At 60.6% G+C, this 18,869-nt stretch carries 21 protein-coding genes; 15 read left to right on the top strand and 6 right to left on the bottom strand.

Annotation, left to right across the window (positions count from 1 at the left end; genetic code table 11):
- Nucleotides 1-552: 552 nt before the first annotated feature.
- Nucleotides 553-2,061 (top strand): malate dehydrogenase (quinone), encoded by a 1,509-nt coding sequence (mqo, locus tag AC0Z4S_RS24965; RefSeq protein WP_064362137.1) that lies wholly within the window; start codon nucleotides 553-555, stop codon nucleotides 2,059-2,061.
- 149 nt (nucleotides 2,062-2,210) lie between these two features.
- On the opposite strand, the gene AC0Z4S_RS24960 is transcribed toward mqo, so the two are convergent.
- The 3 genes from AC0Z4S_RS24960 to AC0Z4S_RS24950 all read right to left on the bottom strand — a co-directional run bounded on the left by AC0Z4S_RS24960 (nucleotide 2,211) and on the right by AC0Z4S_RS24950 (nucleotide 3,733).
- Nucleotides 2,211-2,498, bottom strand: coding sequence for a PA4642 family protein (locus tag AC0Z4S_RS24960; protein ID WP_485624954.1), 288 nt, complete (start codon nucleotides 2,496-2,498; stop codon nucleotides 2,211-2,213).
- Between the two features lie 63 nt (nucleotides 2,499-2,561).
- Nucleotides 2,562-3,041, bottom strand: coding sequence for a hypothetical protein (locus AC0Z4S_RS24955; RefSeq protein WP_485624953.1), 480 nt, complete (start codon nucleotides 3,039-3,041; stop codon nucleotides 2,562-2,564).
- 134 nt (nucleotides 3,042-3,175) lie between these two features.
- Complete coding sequence (locus AC0Z4S_RS24950; protein WP_016773231.1) at nucleotides 3,176-3,733, bottom strand: hypoxanthine-guanine phosphoribosyltransferase; 558 nt, start codon at nucleotides 3,731-3,733, stop codon at nucleotides 3,176-3,178.
- A gap of 177 nt (nucleotides 3,734-3,910) precedes the next feature.
- On the opposite strand from AC0Z4S_RS24950, the gene upp reads away from it, so the two are divergent.
- Both upp and AC0Z4S_RS24940 read left to right on the top strand, forming a co-directional pair.
- A complete protein-coding gene (gene upp / locus AC0Z4S_RS24945) occupies nucleotides 3,911-4,549 on the top strand; it encodes a uracil phosphoribosyltransferase (RefSeq protein ID WP_024014279.1) in 639 nt (212 codons plus the stop codon).
- Between the two features lie 2 nt (nucleotides 4,550-4,551).
- On the top strand, nucleotides 4,552-5,826 hold the full coding sequence (locus AC0Z4S_RS24940) for a uracil-xanthine permease family protein (protein WP_485624952.1): 1,275 nt from the start codon (nucleotides 4,552-4,554) through the stop codon (nucleotides 5,824-5,826).
- A gap of 125 nt (nucleotides 5,827-5,951) precedes the next feature.
- Here AC0Z4S_RS24940 and hemH read toward each other — a convergent pair whose 3' ends face one another.
- Both hemH and AC0Z4S_RS24930 read right to left on the bottom strand, forming a co-directional pair.
- Nucleotides 5,952-6,977, bottom strand: a complete 1,026-nt coding sequence (gene hemH / locus AC0Z4S_RS24935; protein ID WP_253495836.1) for a ferrochelatase — start codon at nucleotides 6,975-6,977, stop codon at nucleotides 5,952-5,954.
- A gap of 13 nt (nucleotides 6,978-6,990) precedes the next feature.
- On the bottom strand, nucleotides 6,991-7,893 hold the full coding sequence (locus AC0Z4S_RS24930; protein WP_485624951.1) for a TIGR01777 family oxidoreductase: 903 nt from the start codon (nucleotides 7,891-7,893) through the stop codon (nucleotides 6,991-6,993).
- 197 nt (nucleotides 7,894-8,090) lie between these two features.
- Between AC0Z4S_RS24930 and AC0Z4S_RS24925 the strand changes: the two genes are divergently transcribed.
- The 12 genes from AC0Z4S_RS24925 (at nucleotide 8,091) to AC0Z4S_RS24870 (ending at nucleotide 18,196) form a co-directional block, all read left to right on the top strand.
- The gene (locus AC0Z4S_RS24925) at nucleotides 8,091-9,077 is read left to right on the top strand and encodes an NAD(P)/FAD-dependent oxidoreductase (RefSeq protein WP_123420105.1); all 987 of its coding nucleotides are present in this window, start codon (nucleotides 8,091-8,093) and stop codon (nucleotides 9,075-9,077) included.
- Nucleotides 9,074-9,289: a TIGR02450 family Trp-rich protein gene (locus AC0Z4S_RS24920; RefSeq protein ID WP_485624950.1), complete on the top strand. Its 216-nt coding sequence runs from the start codon at nucleotides 9,074-9,076 to the stop codon at nucleotides 9,287-9,289. Before AC0Z4S_RS24925 ends, AC0Z4S_RS24920 begins: the two co-directional genes overlap by 4 nt.
- A gap of 200 nt (nucleotides 9,290-9,489) precedes the next feature.
- Nucleotides 9,490-10,452: a YbgA family protein gene (locus tag AC0Z4S_RS24915; protein ID WP_485624949.1), complete on the top strand. Its 963-nt coding sequence runs from the start codon at nucleotides 9,490-9,492 to the stop codon at nucleotides 10,450-10,452.
- Entirely contained in the window at nucleotides 10,452-11,393 is a 942-nt protein-coding gene (locus tag AC0Z4S_RS24910; RefSeq protein WP_485624948.1) for a MerR family transcriptional regulator, read from the top strand. Before AC0Z4S_RS24915 ends, AC0Z4S_RS24910 begins: the two co-directional genes overlap by 1 nt.
- A 16-nt stretch (nucleotides 11,394-11,409) precedes the next feature.
- Complete coding sequence (gene phrB / locus AC0Z4S_RS24905) at nucleotides 11,410-12,852, top strand: deoxyribodipyrimidine photo-lyase (RefSeq protein WP_485624947.1); 1,443 nt, start codon at nucleotides 11,410-11,412, stop codon at nucleotides 12,850-12,852.
- Entirely contained in the window at nucleotides 12,845-13,267 is a 423-nt protein-coding gene (locus AC0Z4S_RS24900) for a nuclear transport factor 2 family protein (RefSeq protein ID WP_253495849.1), read from the top strand. Before phrB ends, AC0Z4S_RS24900 begins: the two co-directional genes overlap by 8 nt.
- Entirely contained in the window at nucleotides 13,264-14,046 is a 783-nt protein-coding gene (locus AC0Z4S_RS24895; protein WP_485624946.1) for an SDR family NAD(P)-dependent oxidoreductase, read from the top strand. Before AC0Z4S_RS24900 ends, AC0Z4S_RS24895 begins: the two co-directional genes overlap by 4 nt.
- Complete coding sequence (locus tag AC0Z4S_RS24890; RefSeq protein ID WP_485624945.1) at nucleotides 14,043-15,290, top strand: NAD(P)/FAD-dependent oxidoreductase; 1,248 nt, start codon at nucleotides 14,043-14,045, stop codon at nucleotides 15,288-15,290. The genes AC0Z4S_RS24895 and AC0Z4S_RS24890 overlap by 4 nt, the downstream gene beginning before the upstream one ends.
- Nucleotides 15,287-16,102, top strand: a complete 816-nt coding sequence (locus AC0Z4S_RS24885; protein ID WP_485624944.1) for a DUF1365 domain-containing protein — start codon at nucleotides 15,287-15,289, stop codon at nucleotides 16,100-16,102. Before AC0Z4S_RS24890 ends, AC0Z4S_RS24885 begins: the two co-directional genes overlap by 4 nt.
- Nucleotides 16,089-17,354: a class I SAM-dependent methyltransferase gene (locus AC0Z4S_RS24880; RefSeq protein ID WP_485624943.1), complete on the top strand. Its 1,266-nt coding sequence runs from the start codon at nucleotides 16,089-16,091 to the stop codon at nucleotides 17,352-17,354. Before AC0Z4S_RS24885 ends, AC0Z4S_RS24880 begins: the two co-directional genes overlap by 14 nt.
- Nucleotides 17,347-17,838 (top strand): DUF2878 domain-containing protein, encoded by a 492-nt coding sequence (locus AC0Z4S_RS24875; protein WP_485624942.1) that lies wholly within the window; start codon nucleotides 17,347-17,349, stop codon nucleotides 17,836-17,838. The genes AC0Z4S_RS24880 and AC0Z4S_RS24875 overlap by 8 nt, the downstream gene beginning before the upstream one ends.
- A gap of 52 nt (nucleotides 17,839-17,890) precedes the next feature.
- On the top strand, nucleotides 17,891-18,196 hold the full coding sequence (locus AC0Z4S_RS24870; RefSeq protein ID WP_042609706.1) for a YkgJ family cysteine cluster protein: 306 nt from the start codon (nucleotides 17,891-17,893) through the stop codon (nucleotides 18,194-18,196).
- 93 nt (nucleotides 18,197-18,289) lie between these two features.
- Here AC0Z4S_RS24870 and AC0Z4S_RS24865 read toward each other — a convergent pair whose 3' ends face one another.
- Entirely contained in the window at nucleotides 18,290-18,808 is a 519-nt protein-coding gene (locus AC0Z4S_RS24865) for an acyloxyacyl hydrolase (RefSeq protein WP_024014291.1), read from the bottom strand.
- Between the last annotated feature and the right edge of the window lie 61 nt (nucleotides 18,809-18,869).

Genomic DNA, 18,869 nt, shown 5'->3' with positions numbered 1-18,869 from the left:
CACACAGATCGAGTGAAGTTGGCGCGCTTGCCTGTTCTTCCGGCAAAACCCCGCTTTTCGCGAATCTGCAGAGCTGTCATTCGCTCGGCCACCGCGTTGTTTTGCCCTTGCGGGCAGGTGCCAGGCCAAGGCAGCCCTTTTTGAGGTTCACGTCTTCAAAAGAGCGTGAAAAAAACGGGTTTTCACAACTTCACAAGAGTGTGGCGAGCAAATGAATAGTTTTGCGTCTGAACATGCACCATTAGCGTCTGAAACAGCCCAACGACACAGGACCGGGTATACCTCGAATACCGGAGCCTGAAGCCTGTCCGCTACGGATTTGGTTGCACGAAAACGGATGTCTCGACCATAAGTCGAATTGCCAGCCCTGGGCGAAAATGCGTTCATGGAACGCTTGAAACCAGGCCGCACGCATCCGTCGAAGTTGCGAAAAATTGCGAAGATTCGGACATGGCCAACCTGACCACGGATCGCCCGGGCCCACTGACCTGCCCTGGAACGCCTGGCAGCCATGCCGACAATTTGGTGCTGCAGATTTGGGAGACGCGTTAAATGGCGCATAACGAAGCAGTCGATGTAGTTCTGGTAGGGGCCGGCATCATGAGTGCCACCCTGGCCGTACTGCTCAAAGAGCTCGACCCCGCGATCAAGCTGGAAGTCGTCGAGCTGATGGATTCCGGTGCTGCCGAGAGTTCCAATCCGTGGAACAACGCCGGTACCGGCCACGCCGGCCTGTGCGAGCTGAACTACACACCGCAGGCCGCCGACGGCAGCGTCGACATCAAGAAAGCCGTGCACATCAACACCCAGTTCGAGGTGTCGAAGCAGTTCTGGTCGTACCTGACCAAAAAAGGCACGTTCGGCTCGTGCAAATCCTTCATCAGCCCGGTGCCGCACCTGAGTTTCGTTCAGGGCGAGAGCGGTGTGTCGTTCCTCAAGGAACGCTTCAATGTCCTGAGCAAACACCACGCGTTTGCCGACATGGAGTACACCGAAGACAAAGGCAAAATGGCCGAGTGGATGCCGCTGATGATGCCGGGCCGCTCGCCAGACGAAGTCCTCGCCGCCACCCGCGTGATGAACGGCACTGACGTCAACTTCGGCGCCCTGACCAATCAGTTGCTCAAGCACCTGAGCAGCGCCCCGGACACCCAGGTCAAATACTGCAAGCGCGTTACTGGCCTCAAGCGTAACGGCGCCGGCTGGACCGTCAGCATCAAGGACGTCAACAACGGCAACACCCGCGAAGTCGATGCCAAATTCGTCTTTCTCGGTGCCGGTGGCGCAGCCCTGCCGTTGCTGCAGGCTTCGGGCATCGAAGAAAGCAAAGGCTTCGGCGGCTTTCCGATCAGCGGCCAGTGGCTGCGTTGCGATAATCCGGAAGTGGTCAAGCACCACCAGGCCAAGGTCTACAGCCAGGCGGCCGTGGGTTCGCCACCGATGTCGGTGCCGCACCTCGACACCCGCGTAGTCGACGGCAAGAAATCCCTGCTGTTCGGGCCATACGCCGGTTTCACCACCAAATTCCTCAAGCACGGCTCCTTCATGGACCTGCCGATGTCGGTGCGCGCCGGCAACATCGGGCCGATGCTGGCGGTGGCAAAAAACAACATGGACCTGACCAAGTACCTGGTCAGCGAAGTGATGCAGTCGATGGAGCAGCGTCTGGAATCCCTGCGGCGTTTCTATCCGCAGGCGAAAGCCGAAGACTGGCGCCTGGAAGTGGCCGGTCAACGGGTGCAGATCATCAAGAAGGACCCGAAAAAGGGTGGCATTCTGCAGTTCGGTACCGAACTGGTCGCGGCGAAAGACGGCTCCCTCGCCGCCCTGCTTGGCGCATCGCCAGGCGCGTCGGTGACCGTTTCGATCATGCTCGAGCTGATCGAGAAGTGCTTCCCGGGCAAGGCGTCCGGCGAGTGGGCCGCTAAACTGGCAGAAATCTTCCCGGCCCGCGAAAAGGTTCTGGAAACCGATGCTGCGCTGTATCGCAAGATCAATACGCAGAACAACATCGCCCTGGAACTGGTTGAGGAAAGCAGCGAGACGCCAAGTTTTGCTTGATCTCCTTGCATAAAAAACGCCCCATTCGGGGCGTTTTTTTTGGCCTGTCAGAAGCAAAAGATCGCAGCCTTCGGCAGCTCCTACAAGGTGTACATCAATCCCGTGTAGGAGCTGCGGAACGCTGCGATCTTTTGATCTTGCTTTTGATCCTAGCCGCGAGCCTTCTCGATCAATTCGATGTACTCGGCGGCATTGCGCTGATCCTTGATGTGATCAACAAAAGTCTTGCCCTGCTCGTCCTTGCCATCAAGGTCATAACCGGCCGCAACGAAGAACCCCAGAAATCGCTCGAAATCACCAATACGCAGGCCACGATAAGCCTTGATCAGTTTGTGCAGCGACGGCGAAGTGGCGTCGACCGGCTCAAAATCGAGGAACAGCTTGATCTGCTCATCGCCGATCTCGTCACCAATCACTTGTTTCTTATCTTTACGCATTGCCGACTCCAGCTCGCAGACATGACACGGGGCGGGCAGTTTACCCTTGCCCGACCGCCCGGCTCAACGCGGACGAATCGCCCCGGTGTGCAAATCCGCCCAGATGTGGCCGTTGGCGTAACTGAGGAACTGCACATATACCGTGTCATTGCGCAGCAGATCCATCACCACACGGTATTGCGCCAGTGGATAGAACAGCGTCAGGGTTTTGCTTTTTTCGTCGTAGGCTGGTTTTTTCAGGCTCTTGCTTTCGCCGTCGAAACTCACCAGCACCTGAGAAATGCTCGCGCCTTTGTTCAGCGACTTGCCCTTGAGGCGGATCAACAAAGATGAAGTGACCGGAATCGGCTGCTGATTGGACTGACGCTGCGCACCGACCACCACCGAATACTCGCTGACCTGCAGCAGTTGCTGCTGCTCAGGCTCGGCGTCGCGCAGGGTCAGATCGTCCGGCGGCAGGAACTGGCTGTGCACCGGCGCGGCGGACAGTGGCAGGCTGAGAATCAGCAACGAGGCGGCGAGACTGCGGATCAAGAGGCGCATGACGGACTCCGGAGGGCGGGCCGGGCACTCTAGCATGGGATTAAAAGCAAAAGATCGCAGCGTTCCGCAGCTCCTACAGGGTGTACATCAATCCCATGTAGGAGCTGCCGAAGGCTGCGATCTCTTGATCTTGCTTACATGCCTTTAACGGCGTAAATCCCGTTGGCATTGCGCCAGTAACCTTTGTAGTCCATGCCGTAACCGAAGATGTAGCGATCGATGCACGGCAGGCCGACGAAATCGGCTTTCAGGTCAGGGCGTGCCTTGCGGTCGTGATCCTTGTCGATCAGCACGGCGGTGTGCACTTTGCGTGCGCCGGCGTGTTTGCAGAAGTCGATGATCGCGCCAAGGGTGTGACCTTCGTCGAGGATGTCGTCGATGATCAGCACGTCGCGGTCGATGAACGAGACTTCCGGCTTGGCTTTCCAGAACAGATCGCCGCCGCTGGTTTCGTTGCGATAACGGGTCGCGTGCAGGTAGGACGCTTCCAGCGGGAATTGCAGATGCGTCAGCAGTTTGCCGGAGAAGATCAGGCCGCCGTTCATCACGCAGAACACCACCGGATTGCTGTCAGCCAGTTGTTCGTTGATTTGTGCACCGACGCGAGCGATGGCCGCCTCGACTTCAGACTCGGTGTACAGGCAGTCAGCCTCTCGCATGATTTGACGGATATGCTCGAGATCAGCGGACATGGCGCTCTCCGGGGGGTGGTTGGCGGGGGGGTATAACCGCGAAAAGCGGGCAAAGGTACGCATCTAGCGCGGTCGAATCAAGCCTTTATGGACTAACGTACAGAATGTCCTATAGGACATCACCCTCGGATAGATTAATCTAGGCCGGTTTTTTTGCCCGCCGCCGGAGCCTTTCCCATGCCCATCCTCGAGATCCGCCATCCGCTGATCCGTCATAAACTCGGCCTGATGCGCCGCGCTGACATCAGCACCAAGAATTTCCGCGAGCTCGCTCAGGAAGTCGGCGCCCTGTTGACCTATGAAGCCACCAAAGATCTGCCCCTCGAATCCTACGACATTGCCGGCTGGTGCGGCACCGTGTCGGTGGAGAAGATCGCCGGCAAGAAGATCACCGTCGTGCCGATCCTGCGTGCCGGCATCGGCATGCTCGAAGGCGTGCTCAGCCTGATTCCGGGTGCCAAGGTCTCCGCTGTGGGTGTGGCCCGCAACGAAGAAACCCTGCAAGCGCACACCTATCTGGAAAAACTGGTACCGGAAATCGACGAACGCCTGGCGATGATCATCGACCCGATGCTCGCCACCGGCAGCTCCATGGTTGCCACCATCGACCTGCTGAAGAAGGCCGGTTGCCGTGACATCCGCGCCATGGTGCTGGTCGCCGCGCCGGAAGGCATTGCCGCCGTAGAACAGGCGCACCCGGACGTAACCATCTACACCGCGTCCATCGATGAGCGCTTGAACGAGCACGGCTACATCATTCCTGGGCTTGGCGACGCCGGTGACAAGATCTTCGGCACCAAGCAGAAGGACGCGTAACCATGCAGCAAGAGTTCAACGATCCGCTCTGGCGCACGGTGCTGTCCGGCGCGCAGATGCTGTTCGTGGCTTTCGGCGCTTTGGTGCTGATGCCACTGATCACGGGCCTGGACCCGAACGTGGCACTGTTTACCGCAGGTCTGGGGACGATCCTGTTCCAGATCGTCACCGGGCGTCAGGTGCCGGTGTTCCTGGCGTCGAGCTTCGCTTTCATCACGCCGATCATTCTCGCCAAGGGCCAGTTCGGACTCGCCGCGACCATGGGCGGAGTGATGGCGGCCGGTTTCGTCTACACCTTCCTCGGCCTGGCCGTGAAGATCAAAGGCACCGGTTTCATTGACCGTATGCTGCCACCGGTGGTGATCGGTCCGGTGATCATTTCCATCGGCCTGGCCATGGCGCCGATTGCCGCGAACATGGCGATGGGCAAGGCCGGCGACGGCACCGATCTGATCCACTATCAGACGGCAATGATGATTTCCATGCCGGCGCTGCTGACCACGTTGATCGTGGCGGTGTTCGGCAAGGGCATCTTCCGTCTGGTGCCGATCATTTCCGGGGTGCTGGTGGGATTTGCCATGTCGTTCTATTTCGGCGTGGTCGACACGGCGAAAATCGCTGCCGCGCCATGGTTCGCCCTGCCGCACTTCACCGCGCCGGAATTCAACTGGCAGGCGATTCTGTTCATCGTTCCGGTGGCACTGGCGCCGGCGATCGAGCACATCGGCGGCGTGATTGCCGTGGGTAGCGTGACCGGTCGCGATTACCTGAAGAAGCCGGGCCTGCATCGCACCCTGCTCGGTGACGGCATCGCCACCACCGCCGCCGGCCTGTTCGGTGGCCCGCCCAACACCACTTACGCCGAAGTCACCGGCGCGGTGATGCTGACCAAGAACTACAACCCGAAGATCATGACCTGGGCGGCAATCTTCGCCATCACCCTGGCGTTCATCGGCAAGTTCGGCGCGCTGTTGCAAAGCATTCCGGTGCCAGTGATGGGCGGGATTCTGTGCCTGTTGTTCGGTTCGATCGCAGCGGTGGGCATGAACACCCTGATCCGCCACAAGATCGACCTGGGCGAAGCGCGCAATCTGGTGATCGTCTCGGTGACGCTGGTGTTCGGCATTGGCGGTGTGCTGGTCGGCACCGGTACCGGCCCGGACGACTTCGGCCTCAAAGGCATCGCACTGTGCGCGGTGGTGGCGATTGCGCTGAATCTGATCCTGCCGGGCAATGATGGCTGGAAGAACAAGAAAGCGGATGAGCCGCTGATCTAAGGCTTTCAGATCTTCATCGCCTGACAGATAGCATTCGCGAGCAGGCTCGCTCCCACAGGCTCGCTCCCACAAGGTAAATGCATTCCAACCTGTGGGAGCGAGCCTGCTCGCGAAGCTCTTGGCTTTTAAAGGGCCAGCGGCGCTCTTTCGCAGAGGGTGGCCAAGGCCTTGGCCCATTGCGGGTCGTCGTTCAGGCACGGCACCAGCACCAACTCCTCGCCCCCCGCTTCGCGGAACTGCTCCTTGCCGCGATCGCCGATCTCTTCCAGTGTCTCGATGCAGTCAGCGACGAACGCCGGGCACATCACCAGAATCTTTTTCACCCCGCTTTTGGCCAGTTCATCCAGCCGCGCTTCGGTGTACGGCTCGATCCATTTCGCCCGGCCCAGGCGCGACTGAAACGACACCGACCATTTGCCGTCGGCCAGGCCCATGCTTTTGGCGAAGGCAGCGGCGGTGCGGAAACACTGCGCGCGATAACAGGTCGCCAATACCGCCGGCGAGGCGGTCTGGCAGCAATCGGCGCCCTTGAGGCAGTGCTTGCCCGTCGGATCGAGTTTGGTCAGATGCCGCTCCGGCAAGCCGTGAAAGCTCAGCAGCAGATGATCGTAGTCCTGCTGCAGATGCGGGCGCGCGCTGGCGGCCAGTGCCTCGATGTATTCCGGCTGATCGTAGAACGGTTGCAGGATTGACAACTGCACGTCGAGTTTCTTCTCGCGCAGCACGCGCCGGGCCTCTTCGATCACCGTGGTCGTGGTGCTGTCGGCGAACTGCGGATACAGCGGCGCCAGCGTGATTTTCTTGTGCCCGGCCTTCACCAGACGCAGCAGACAGGTTTCGATCGACGGCTCGCCATAACGCATCGCCAGATCCACCGGGCCGTGTTTCCACGTTCGAGTCATCTGCTCCTGCAAGCGGCGGCTGAGCACCACCAGCGGCGAGCCCTCCTCCCACCAGATCGAAGCATAGGCATGGGCCGATTGCTCGGGACGCTTGATCAGGATCAGCGACACCAGCAGCCGCCGCAGCGGCCATGGCAGGTCGATCACGTAGGGGTCCATCAGAAATTGATTGAGGTAGCTGCGCACGTCGGCCACCGAGGTGGAGGCCGGAGAGCCCAGGTTGACCAGAAGCAAAGCGTGATCGGTCATGCAACGTCCTATTTCAGAGGCGGCTGGAGAGATCATCCAGGGCCGCGCGTAAATCCGTAAAGCGGAAGCTGAATCCGGCTTCCAGCAAGCGTGCCGGCGTCGCGCGCTGGCCGCCGAGCAACAGCAGTGACAGCTCGCCGAGCATGACTTTCAGCGCCAGGGTCGGCATCGGCATGAACACCGGGCGGTGCAATACGCTGCCCAGGGTCTTGGCAAATTCGCGGTTGCGCACAGGTTTCGGCGCGCAGGCATTATAAGGACCGCTGGCCTGATTCCGGTGCAGAAGAAAATCAATCAGGGCGATTTGATCGTCGATGTGAATCCACGGCATCCACTGCCGACCATTGCCCAAAGGCCCGCCGAGCCCGAGCTTGAACGGCAGCAACAGCCGCGACAAAAAGCCGCCCTCGGCCGACAGCACCAGACCGGTTCGCACCAGCAGCACGCGGATGCCGAGATTCTCGGCGCGCAGCGCGGTTTCTTCCCAGGCGATGCACAACTGACTGGCGAAGTCGTCGATGCCGGGCGGCGACTCCTCCGTCAATTCGCGCTCGCCACCATCGCCATACCAGCCGATCGCCGAGCCGGAAATCAGCAACGACGGTTTCTGCGCGCGAGTTTCCAGCCACGCGAGCAGCGTTTCCGTCAGCGTGATGCGACTGCTCCACAGCAACGCCTTGCGTCGATGGGTCCAGGGGCGATCGGCAATCGGCGCGCCGGCGAGATTGACGATCGCATCCAGCGGCTCTTCGCCGAGGTCCTCCAGACGCGCAATCCCGCGCACTTGCGGGCCGCAGATCTGCGCGACCTTTTCCGCGCGGCGACTCCACACCGTCAGGCGATGGCCTTGCTCCAGCCAGTGTCGGCAGAGCTGACGCCCTATCAAACCAGTACCGCCGGTCAGCAATATGTGCATGACATCTTCCTCGCGTGGCGTTTAACCCGGATCACTAGTCTATTTTTATAGGCAGGGATCTTTTCTATCGGGCAGGCTCTATGGTTTAACAATAGGCCAAGCTGTCAGAACGAGAACGCTAGAAGTTATACCAAAAAACAGAATTGTACAGGTTTCATCGACGGCGTAGTCTGTACAGAAAGGTAAACGAGGCCCCTATGACTGTACCTATCGCAATCATCGGCACCGGCATTGCCGGGCTCTCCGCCGCCCAGGCTCTGACAGAGACCGGGCATACCGTTCAACTGTTCGATAAAAGCCGCGGCAGCGGCGGGCGCATGTCGAGCAAGCGCAGCGACGCTGGCTCGCTGGACATGGGCGCTCAATACTTCACCGCGCGCGATCGGCGCTTCGTCACCGAGGTGCAGCGCTGGCAGAGCCAGGGCTGGGCCGCCGAGTGGACGCCGCAGCTCTACACCTTCCAGGGCGGGCAACTGAACATGTCGCCGGACGAGCAGACCCGCTGGGTCGGCACGCCGCGCATGAGCGCCATCACCCGCGGCCTGCTCGATGGTCTGGATGTGCAGTTTGCCTGCCGCATCACCGAGGTCTATCGCGGCGAAGAACACTGGCATCTGCAAGACGCCGACGGCTGCACCCACGGCCCCTTCAGCCACGTGGTGATCGCCACGCCGGCACCGCAAGCTACCGCGCTGCTGGCCGCCGCGCCGAAACTCGCCGGCGTTGCTGCCGGGGTGAAAATGGAGCCGACCTGGGCCGTCGCCCTCGCCTTCGAAACCCCACTCGATACGCCGATCGAAGGTTGCTTCGTGCAGGACAGCCCGCTCGACTGGTTGGCGCGCAACCGCAGCAAACCCGGGCGCGACAGCACCCTCGACACTTGGGTGCTGCATGCGACCAGCGCCTGGAGCCGACAGCACATCGATCTGTCCAAGGAAGCGGTCATCGAGCATCTGCACGGCGCTTTCGCTGAATTGCTGCACAGTGCCATGCCTGCGCCAACCTTCAGCCTCGCCCACCGCTGGCTCTACGCGCGCCCCGCTACCGGCCACGAATGGACCACTTTGGCCGACGCCGATCTGGGTTTGTATGCCTGTGGCGACTGGTGTCTGTCGGGTCGCGTCGAAGGTGCTTGGCTCAGCGGTCAGGAGGCTGCACGTCGCTTGCACGAACACCTGCAATGAACCGCATCAATCCGCGCAAATTGCTGCTGTCGAAATGGACAGCAGCCCACCCGCAAAACCGCGAGAAACATTTTCTGGTCACCGAACTGATCCGCGACGAGGAAGGTACGGTGCTGGAGATTGAATTGCAGGCGGTGCTGACCCAGCGCAGCGAGCGACTGGACTGGCAGGTGCTTAGAGACGCCGAGCACTGGATCCTCGGCTGGAAATGAGATTCCCCCTGTAGGAGTGAGCCTGCTCGCGATAGCGGCTGATCAGCCAAAATCATCTGCGCCTGACACACAGCTATCGCGAGCAGGCTCACTCCTACAATAAACTTATACAAATCATTTGACTTGTACATCCATCGTTCTATGCTGAGGAAAAGTTGTACAGAGATAACTCTCTGTACAGGTATAGATTCGAGGTGCTCATGTCTACTGCTTCCCTGTCCAAGCCGAAGATCGCCATCAGCGCCTGCCTGTTGGGCGAAGAAGTGCGCTACAACGGTGGGCACAAGGAATCACGGCTGTGCAGCCGTACCCTCGCGGAATATTTCGATTTCGTCCCGTTGTGCCCGGAGGTCGCCATCGGCATGGGCATTCCCCGCGAGCCGATCCGGCTGGTGGGCGACCCTGAGCAACCTGAGGCCGTCGGCACCGTCGACCGGGCCATCAATGTCACCAAACCACTGGCCGAGTACGGCGAGAAAATGGCCGGCGAGCTGCAGGACCTTTCCGGCTACATCTTCATGCAGCAGTCGCCGTCCTGCGGCCTGGAGCGGGTCAAGGTCTATCACGCCAACGGCGCGCCAGTGAACGGTGGCGGACGCGGCATCTATGCGCAGGCTTTCTGTGCGCAACATCCTGACCTGCCAGTGGAAGAAGCCGGACGCCTGAACGATCCGGTGCTCCGGGAAAATTTCATCACCCGTGTATTGGCCTACAGCGCCTGGCAACAAGTGCTCGCCCAAGGCCTGACTCGCCGCGCCATTACGCAATTCCACTCTCGCTACAAATACCTGCTGATGGCGCACAACCCGCTGCAGTACAAAACCCTCGGCAAAATGCTCGGCAACATGGCCAATAGCGACCCCGCCGAACTCGGCCCGCGCTATTTCAGCGAACTGATGGCCGCACTGAAGAGGTGCGCTACACGTGGCACCCATTGCAACGTGCTACTGCACCTCAGCGGATATTTGAAACAATCGCTGAGCGCCGAAGACAAACAGGAAATGCAGCATGTCATCAGGCAATACCGCCAGGGCATCGTGCCGCTCGTGGTGCCATTGACCCTGCTCAAGCACCACTTTCGCCTCCATCCGGATCCATACATTGCGCAGCAGGTTTATCTGCAACCGCACCCGGAAAACCTCAGTCTGCGAAATGCGATCTAATGAACGATAAAACCGACAGCAGCGCGCGGGAAGACCTCGGCGCCGACTTCAAGAAAGCCCTCGACGAGGGCTGGTTGCCGATTCGCGAAGTCGCCCGGCAGACCGGCGTCAACGCCATCACCCTGCGGGCGTGGGAACGTCGCTACGGGCTGGTGGTGCCCCAGCGCACGCCCAAGGGCCATCGACTTTACAGCGCTGAACATGTGCAGCGGATCATGGCCATCCTCACCTGGCTCAATCGTGGCGTTGCGGTCAGCCAGGTCAAGCCGCTGCTCGACGCGCCGCAAGCCTTCACTGAAACCGTGGAGAACGATTGGCAGCGTCTGCGCCAGACATTGCTCTCGGCAGTCACCGCGCTCAATGAGCGCACGCTGGATGACAGCGTCAACCAGGCCATCGCGCTCTACCCACCGCGCACCCTGTGCGAGCAGTTGCTGATGCCGCTGCTGGCCGAACTCGAACAGCGCTGGCAAGGCCAGTTCGGCGCACAAATGGAGCGGACGTTTTTCTTCTCCTGGCTGCGCAGCAAGTTCGGCGCGCGCATCTATCACAACAACCGTCAGCTGCATTCGGCACCGCTGCTGCTGATCAATCATTCCGACCTGCCGCTGGAGCCGCATCTGTGGCTGTGCGCGTGGCTGATCAGCAGTGCCGATTGCCCGGTGCAGGTGTTCGACTGGCCGCTGCCGGCCGGTGAACTGGCGTTGACCGTCGAGCAACTGCAAGCCCGTGGCGTGCTGTTGTATTCGAGCAAAGCCATGCAACTGACGCAGTTGCCGAAGCTGTTGGCAAACGTCAAATGCCCGACCTTGATCGCCGGACCTGCGGTGCACATCCACCACACCGAGTTGTCCGCATGCACCGCCCAGGCTGCCAATCTGTTCCTGGCTGAAGATCCGCTTGCAGCCCATCAGGCGCTGCTCGAGCGTGGATTGATTTGATGATGGGTTTAATCACATGCAACTGATCTGGCTGCGCAGCGACTTGCGCCAACATGACAACACAGCCCTCGCGGCCGCCGCAGCGCGCGGCCCGACCGTGGCGGTGTACCTGTTGAGCCCGCAGCAGTGGCTGGAACACGACGATGCGCCGTGCAAGGTGGATTTCTGGCTGCGCAACCTGCGCGAACTGAGCCAGAGCCTCGGCGCACTGAATATCCCATTGTTGATTCGCAGCGCGCCGCGCTGGGATCAGGCGCCAGCAGAACTGCTCAAGCTCTGCCGCCATCTGAAGATCGAGGCAGTGCACGCCAACGAGGAATACGGCGTCCACGAAAGCCGCCGCGATGAGGCCGTCGCCGAAACGTTGCAGGCCGAGGGCATCGAATTTTACAGTTATCTGGATCAGTTGCTGTTCAAACCCGGCACGGTGCTGACCAAGACCGGCACTTATTTCCAGGTGTTCAGTCAGTTCCGCAAGGTCTGTTACGAACGCCTGCACCGCTCGATGCCGGCGCTGGTCAAGGCACCGGGCAAACAGGCCGCGCTGGATATCGCCAGCGATGCCATTCCCGAGGCAGTCAAAGGCTTCGCCACGCCGAGCGAATCCCTGCGCACGTTATGGCCGGCCGGTGAGCAAGAGGCGCGGCGCCGCCTCGACACCTTCACCGATGCGCAGATCGATTATTACCGCAGCGAACGCGACTTTCCGGCCAAACCCGGTACCAGCCAATTGTCGGCGTACCTCGCCGCCGGGGTGATCTCGCCACGCCAGTGCCTGCACGCTGCGCTGCAAAGCAATCAGGGCGAGTTCGAAAGCGGCAAGGTCGGCGCGGTGACCTGGATCAACGAGCTGCTCTGGCGCGAATTCTACAAACACATTCTGGTCGGCTATCCACGCGTCTCGCGGCATCGCGCCTTCCGCCCGGAAACCGAGGCGCTGGCCTGGCGCGATGCGCCGGAGGAACTCAAGGCCTGGCAAGAAGCACGTACCGGCCTGCCAATCATTGACGCGGCGATGCGTCAATTGCTTGAAACCGGCTGGATGCACAATCGCCTGCGCATGGTCGTGGCGATGTTCCTGACCAAAAACCTGTTGATCGACTGGCGCGAGGGCGAACGCTTTTTCATGCGCCATCTGATCGACGGTGACCTGGCGGCGAACAACGGCGGCTGGCAGTGGAGTTCATCGACCGGCACCGACTCTGCGCCGTACTTCCGCATTTTCAATCCGCTGAGCCAGTCGGAAAAATTCGACGCCGAGGGCGTGTTCATCAAGCACTGGCTGCCGCAACTGGCGGGGCTCAACAAAAAAGAAGTGCACAACCCTGCCAGCGGCGGGCTGTTCGGCGTGGCGGATTATCCGGCGCCGATCGTCAACCTCAGCGCCTCACGCGAGCGTGCGCTGACCGCGTTCAAGAACCTGCCGTCGCGTCAGCCTGTCGGTGGCAGCGATGAGTGAATTCCTGCGCAGCTTTGCCCGGCAGTTTTCCGGGTTGAACAAGGACAATCTGCATCGCTTGGGCGAGCTGTACAGTCACGACATTCATTTCACCGATCCCCTGCACGAAGTTCAGGGCCTGGCGCAACTGCAGGATTACTTCAGCGAGCTGTACGCCAACGTCAGCGATCTGCGTTTCGATTTCCACGGTTTCGACCAGATCAGCGAAGGCGAAGGTTATCTGCGCTGGGTCATGAGTTATCGCCACCCGCGCCTGGCCAAAGGCCGGGAAATCAGGGTCGGCGGCTGTTCGCACCTGCTCTGGCGGGACAAGGTTTATCGCCATCGGGATTATTTCGATGCCGGGGCGCTGCTGTATGAACACTTGCCAATATTGGGCCGGGTGATTGCCTGGCTGAAAAGGAGAATGGGATGAGTCGTACACCTCCACGGCGGTATTGGTTGACCGGCGCCAGCAGTGGCATCGGTGCAGCGTTGTGCGAGGACATTCTGAAAAGCGGCGCGCATCTGGCGGTCAGCTCGCGCTCGACGGCGCCGTTGAAAGTCTTGTCCCAGCGTTATCCGGGGCAGGTACTGGTGGTGCCCGGCGATCTGACCAACAGTCAGACCGTGCGTGAAATCGGTGAGCAGATCAGCGCGGCCTGGGGCTCGCTGGACAGCGTGATTCTCAATGCCGGCACCTGTGAATATGTCGATGCGCGCCAGTTCGATTCGTCGATCATCGAGCACGTGGTGCGTACCAACCTGCTCGCCAGTAGCTACTGCATCGAAGCCGCCCTGCCGTTGCTGCGCAAAGGCACCGCGCCGCACCTGGTTGGCATGGCCAGTTCGGTGACCTACCTGCCCTTGCCACGGGCCGAAGCCTACGGTGCATCGAAGGCCGGGCTGCGTTACCTGTTCGAATCGCTGCGCATCGATCTGGCGGATGAAGGCATTGAAGTCACGATCGTCAGTCCGGGTTTCGTCGAAACGCCGCTGACCGAGAGGAACGATTTCCCGATGCCGCTTAGCTGGCCTGCGGATAAAGCGGCGCGGCACATCTTCGCCAAACTCAAGGACCGACCGCTGGAAATTGCCTTCCCGGGGCTGTTCATGGCCGCGCTGTGGCCACTGTCGAAATTGCCGGCCCGCGCGCAATTGGCGATCGGCAAACGCATGGTGCGCAAGAACCCACCGCAGCGGGATCCGCTATGAAAATCGCCGTGATTGGCAGCGGTATCGCCGGGCTGACCTGCGCCTATCTGCTGAACCGCCGCCACAACATTACCGTCTTCGAAGCGAGTGACTGGGTCGGCGGCCATACCCACACCGTGCCGGTCAGCGTGGCCGGGCAGTCGTTTGCGATCGACACCGGTTTCATCGTGTTCAACGACTGGACCTACCCGAATTTCATTCGCTTGCTCAATCAGCTCGGCGTGGCCTTCAAGCCGACCGAAATGAGCTTTTCGGTGACCGATCCGGACACTGGCGTGGAGTACAACGGCAACAACCTCAACAGCCTTTTTGCCCAGCGCAGCAATCTGCTGTCGCCAGGATTCTGGGGCATGCTGCGCGACATTCTGCGCTTCAACAAACAAGCCCAGCGCGACCTGATGGAACTGCGCATCGCCGCCGACACCACCCTCGACGATTACCTCAAGGCTGGCGGCTACGGCGAGCGTTTCATCCTGCATTACATCGTGCCGATGGGCGCGGCGATCTGGTCGATGCCAATGGCGGAAATGCTCAATTTCCCGCTGCAGTTTTTCCTGCGTTTTTTCAAGAACCATGGTCTGTTGTCGGTCAGTGATCGGCCGCAATGGCAGGTCATTGAGGGCGGCTCCAGTGCCTACATTGCGCCACTGACCGCTTCCTTCAGCGACAGGATTCGCCTCAATTGCGCGGTAAAGCGCGTCGAGCGCAACCAGCACGGCGTGGTTATCCACAGCCCGGCCGGGCTCGAGCATTTCGACAAGGTGGTGTTTGCCTGCCACAGCGATGAGGCCCTGAAGTTGCTGGCCAATCCGAGCGAGGCCGAGCGCTCGGTTCTTGGCGCCCTGCTCTACGCCGACAACGATGTCGTGCTGCACACCGACACGCGCCTGCTGCCGACGCAAAAACTGGCCTGGGCCAGCTGGAACTATCGCCTCGGCGGCGCCGGGCATACGCGCGCGGCGGTCACCTACAACATGAACATCCTGCAGGGCATCGAGAGCGACACCACGTTCTGCGTCAGCCTCAACCAGACCGCCGGGATCAGCCCGGACAAAGTGCTGGCCCGCTACACCTACGCCCACCCGCAATACACCCTGGCCGCCGCAGCGGCGCAAAACCGCTGGGGCGAACTCGATGGCGAGCAGCACACCCATTATTGTGGGGCGTACTGGGCCAACGGATTTCATGAGGATGGCGTGGTCAGCGGCTTGCGCGTGGCCGCTGCATTCGGTGAAACCTTGTGAACAGCGCCCTCTACAGCGGCGTCATCGGCCATCGACGCTTCTCGCCGCGCCGCCACGAATTCCGCTACCGCATCGGTTTGCTCTATCTCGATCTGAGCGAACAGGACGCAGTATTAGCCTTGTCGCCACTGGCCGGGCGCAGCCGCTTTGCGCCGTTCTCGTTTCGCGAAACCGATTACCTGAAAGCCTTCACCGGCAAGGGCATGCGTCTGATCGATGCGGTGCGTCAGCAGGTTGGCGTGGCCATCGGTCATGAGCCACAGGGCGCGGTGTGCCTGCTGACCCAGCCGCGCAGTTGGGGGCTGTCGTTCAATCCGGTGAGTTTCTTCTATTGCCATGAAGCCGACGGGCAACTCGCGGCGATCGTCTGTGAAGTGACCAACACGCCGTGGCGCGAGCGTTATCACTATGTGCTGCCGGCACAGGTGCCGACCAGTCTGGTGGATTTCCATCAACATTTCGCCGTGGCCAAGGCTTTTCACGTTTCGCCGTTTCTGCCGCGCGACCTCGAATACCGCATGAGTTTCAGCCCGGCGGCGCAAAGCCTCGGCGTGCACATGGCCGATTGGCAGGGCAGCGAAAAACTGTTCGACGCCACGCTGAATCTGCGCCGCGAACCGCTCGATCGGCGCAGCCTGCACCGCTATCTGCGGCGCTTCCCGTGGATGACTGCAAAAACCGCCCTGGCGATCTACTGGCAAGCGTTGCGACTGCTGCTCAAGCGCGCGCCGATCTTCGCCCATCAGCCTGCCGACGGCAGCTTTCAAACCGCCACCGTGCCTCCGAAGGAGCCGCACCATGAAATCCTCTAGCCTGCCGCTCGGTCGCTTCAGCACCAACGGCTTGACCGGCTCGCTGCTGCGCCGTGGCGTGTTGCGCCAACTGGCGCAGCTCAAACACGGACAATTGATGGTCGTCGAGGATGGCGAACAGATGCTCTTCGGCACGCCAGGCAGCGCCTTGCTCGGCGAGGTCCATGTGCTCGATCCAGCGCTATGGGGCATGGTCGCCGGCAACGGCTCGATCGGCGCTGGCGAAGCATTCATCCACGGCTATTGGAGTTCGCCGGACCTGACTGCTGTGGTCCGCGTGTTCGTCAGCAATCTCGAGGTGCTCGACGCCATGGAAGGTGGCCTGGCGCGCCTCGGCCGGCCCTTCGTGCAAGGCCTGCACTGGCTCAATCGCAACACGCGCAAGGGCTCGCAGAAAAACATCGCCGCGCATTACGACCTCGGCAATGAACTGTTCGAACAGTTTCTCGACCCGACCATGATGTATTCCGCCGCCCAGTTCCTTTCGCCGAGCGATACCCTGGAGCAGGCCCAACTGAACAAGCTCGAGCGGATCTGCCAGAAACTCGCGCTCAAACCCAGCGACCACCTGCTGGAAATCGGCACCGGCTGGGGCAGCATGGCGCTGTACGCGGCGCAGCATTATGGCTGCCGCGTGACCACCACGACGCTGTCGAAAGAGCAGTTCGCGTTCACCGCCAAACGCATCGAACAACTCGGCTTGCAGGATCGCGTCACCCTGCTGCTCAAGGACTACCGCGACCTCAGCGGCGAGTACGACAAACTGGTGTCGATCGAGATGATCGAAGCGGTCGGCCATCGGTTCCTGCCGACCTATTTCAAGCAATGTGCGCAGTTGCTCAAGAGCAACGGCTTGATGTTGCTCCAGGCGATCACCATTCGCGAGCAACGCTACGAACAGGCCAAACGCAGCGTCGACTTCATCCAGCGCTACATCTTCCCCGGCGGCGCCCTGCCCTCGGTGCACAAGATGCTCGATGTGGTCAGCCGCGAGACCGACATGAACCTGCTGCACATGGAAGATTTCGGCCTGCATTACGCCAGGACATTGCGCCTGTGGCACGAGAACTTTCGGCTCGCCCATGGTCGCTTGAGCGAATTGGGTTACGACGATTATTTCCTGCGTTTGTGGGAGTTCTACCTGTGCTACTGCGAGGGCGGATTTCTCGAGCGAACCATCGGCACCGCGCAATTGCTGCTGGCGAAACCGGCGGCGATGACCGCGCCGCTGCTCGGTCGCTTCGATGCTTGAGCGCATCGCCAATGCCGTGCTGTTTCAGCTCGGCTGGCTGGTCTGCGTAATCGGCGGCAACAGTTTGTGGCTGTTGCTCGCACTCGCGGCGCTGGTGATTCATCTGCGCTGGATCAGTAGTTGGGCGGCGGAAGGTCGGCTGATTCTGTCCGTGGTGATTGTCGGCACAGCGGTGGACAGCGTTTTGCGTTACCTCGGCGTGTTCCGCTTCGAAGATGCTGCACCATTGATCCCCTTGTGGCTGATGTTGCTCTGGGCGCTGCTCGCCACCACATTGCGTCACTGTCTGGCCTGGAGCGCACGGCCATGGTGGCTGGCCAGCGCCCTTGGCGCGCTGGGCGGGGCGTTGTCGTACTACGGTGGCGGACGACTGGCCGGCGTACAATTTCCCTACGGCGAGGCGGCGACGCTGATGGTGATCGGCGTGCTCTGGGCCGGGCTGTTTCCGCTGCTGCACTTGATGGCGCGACGGCTGGCGCCGTGAGCGTCCGTCAGCGCTTTCACACCCACAGCGATCACTGCCTTACACTGCCGCGATGAAAACCATCCCTCACACACAAATCGACGAACCGGCGGTCACCTGCTCGACCTGCGCCGCGTGCTGCTGCCAGCTCGAAGTGATGCTGATCACCGACACCGGCGTGCCTGATCGCTTTATCGATACCGATGAATGGGGCGGCGAAGTGATGCTGCGTCTGGACGACGGCTGGTGCGCGGCGCTGGATCGCGACAGCATGATGTGCACGATCTATGAACGGCGACCGTTAATCTGCCGCGAGTTTGAAATGGGCGCACCGGAGTGCATCGAAGAGCGCCGGGGTATTGCGACAGCCTACCGCTGACTCAAAAGCAAAAGATCGCAGCCTTCGGCAGCTCCTACAGGAGACATCATTCCCATGTAGGAGCTGCCGAAGGCTGCGATCTTTTGATCTGTTTTACAGCGGCATTGTGTAATGCAGCGCGTAGCTTTCTACACCATCGTTGTCGCTGGACAGGCCGGCGTTGGAGTAGTGCGTGGCGCGGATGCCGACTTCGTGGCCGCCGTTGAAGCGCAGGCCGAAACCGATACGGTCTTCGAACTGGAAGGAACCGCCCAGCTTGTTGCTTTCGTATTCGGTGTTGGAGAAGAACGCCGCGCCGATACCCGCTTCAACGTACGGTTTGACCGACTGGCCGGCAAACTCGTAAACGAAGACAGGCGAGAACGACAGGCTGTTGTTGCTGGAAGTCTTGTCACCTTCCCAGTACGTGTAGGCACCGCTCCAGTAGCCGGTCAGGCGACCGACGTCGCTCTGCAGCCAGCTCTTGTCCCAGTCGAAATTCATGCCCAGGCGATACGTCATTGTCGAATCGCTGGTACCGCCGACGGCGAATTCAACGCCAGCGGCTTGTGCAGAAATGCTTTGCCCCATCAGTGCGGCCGCAATCGCGGCCAAGCAGAATAGTCGCTTCACTTTGAAACTTCCTTTTCCGGAACGATCGTTTGGTTTTTAGTTGCTGCTGTCGCTATAGAAA

The organism is Pseudomonas sp. 1L-B-1-E-C1 (assembly GCF_057291835.1).
Note: the sequence above shows the minus strand (reverse complement) of the source record. Positions and strands in the feature narration are given on the sequence as shown.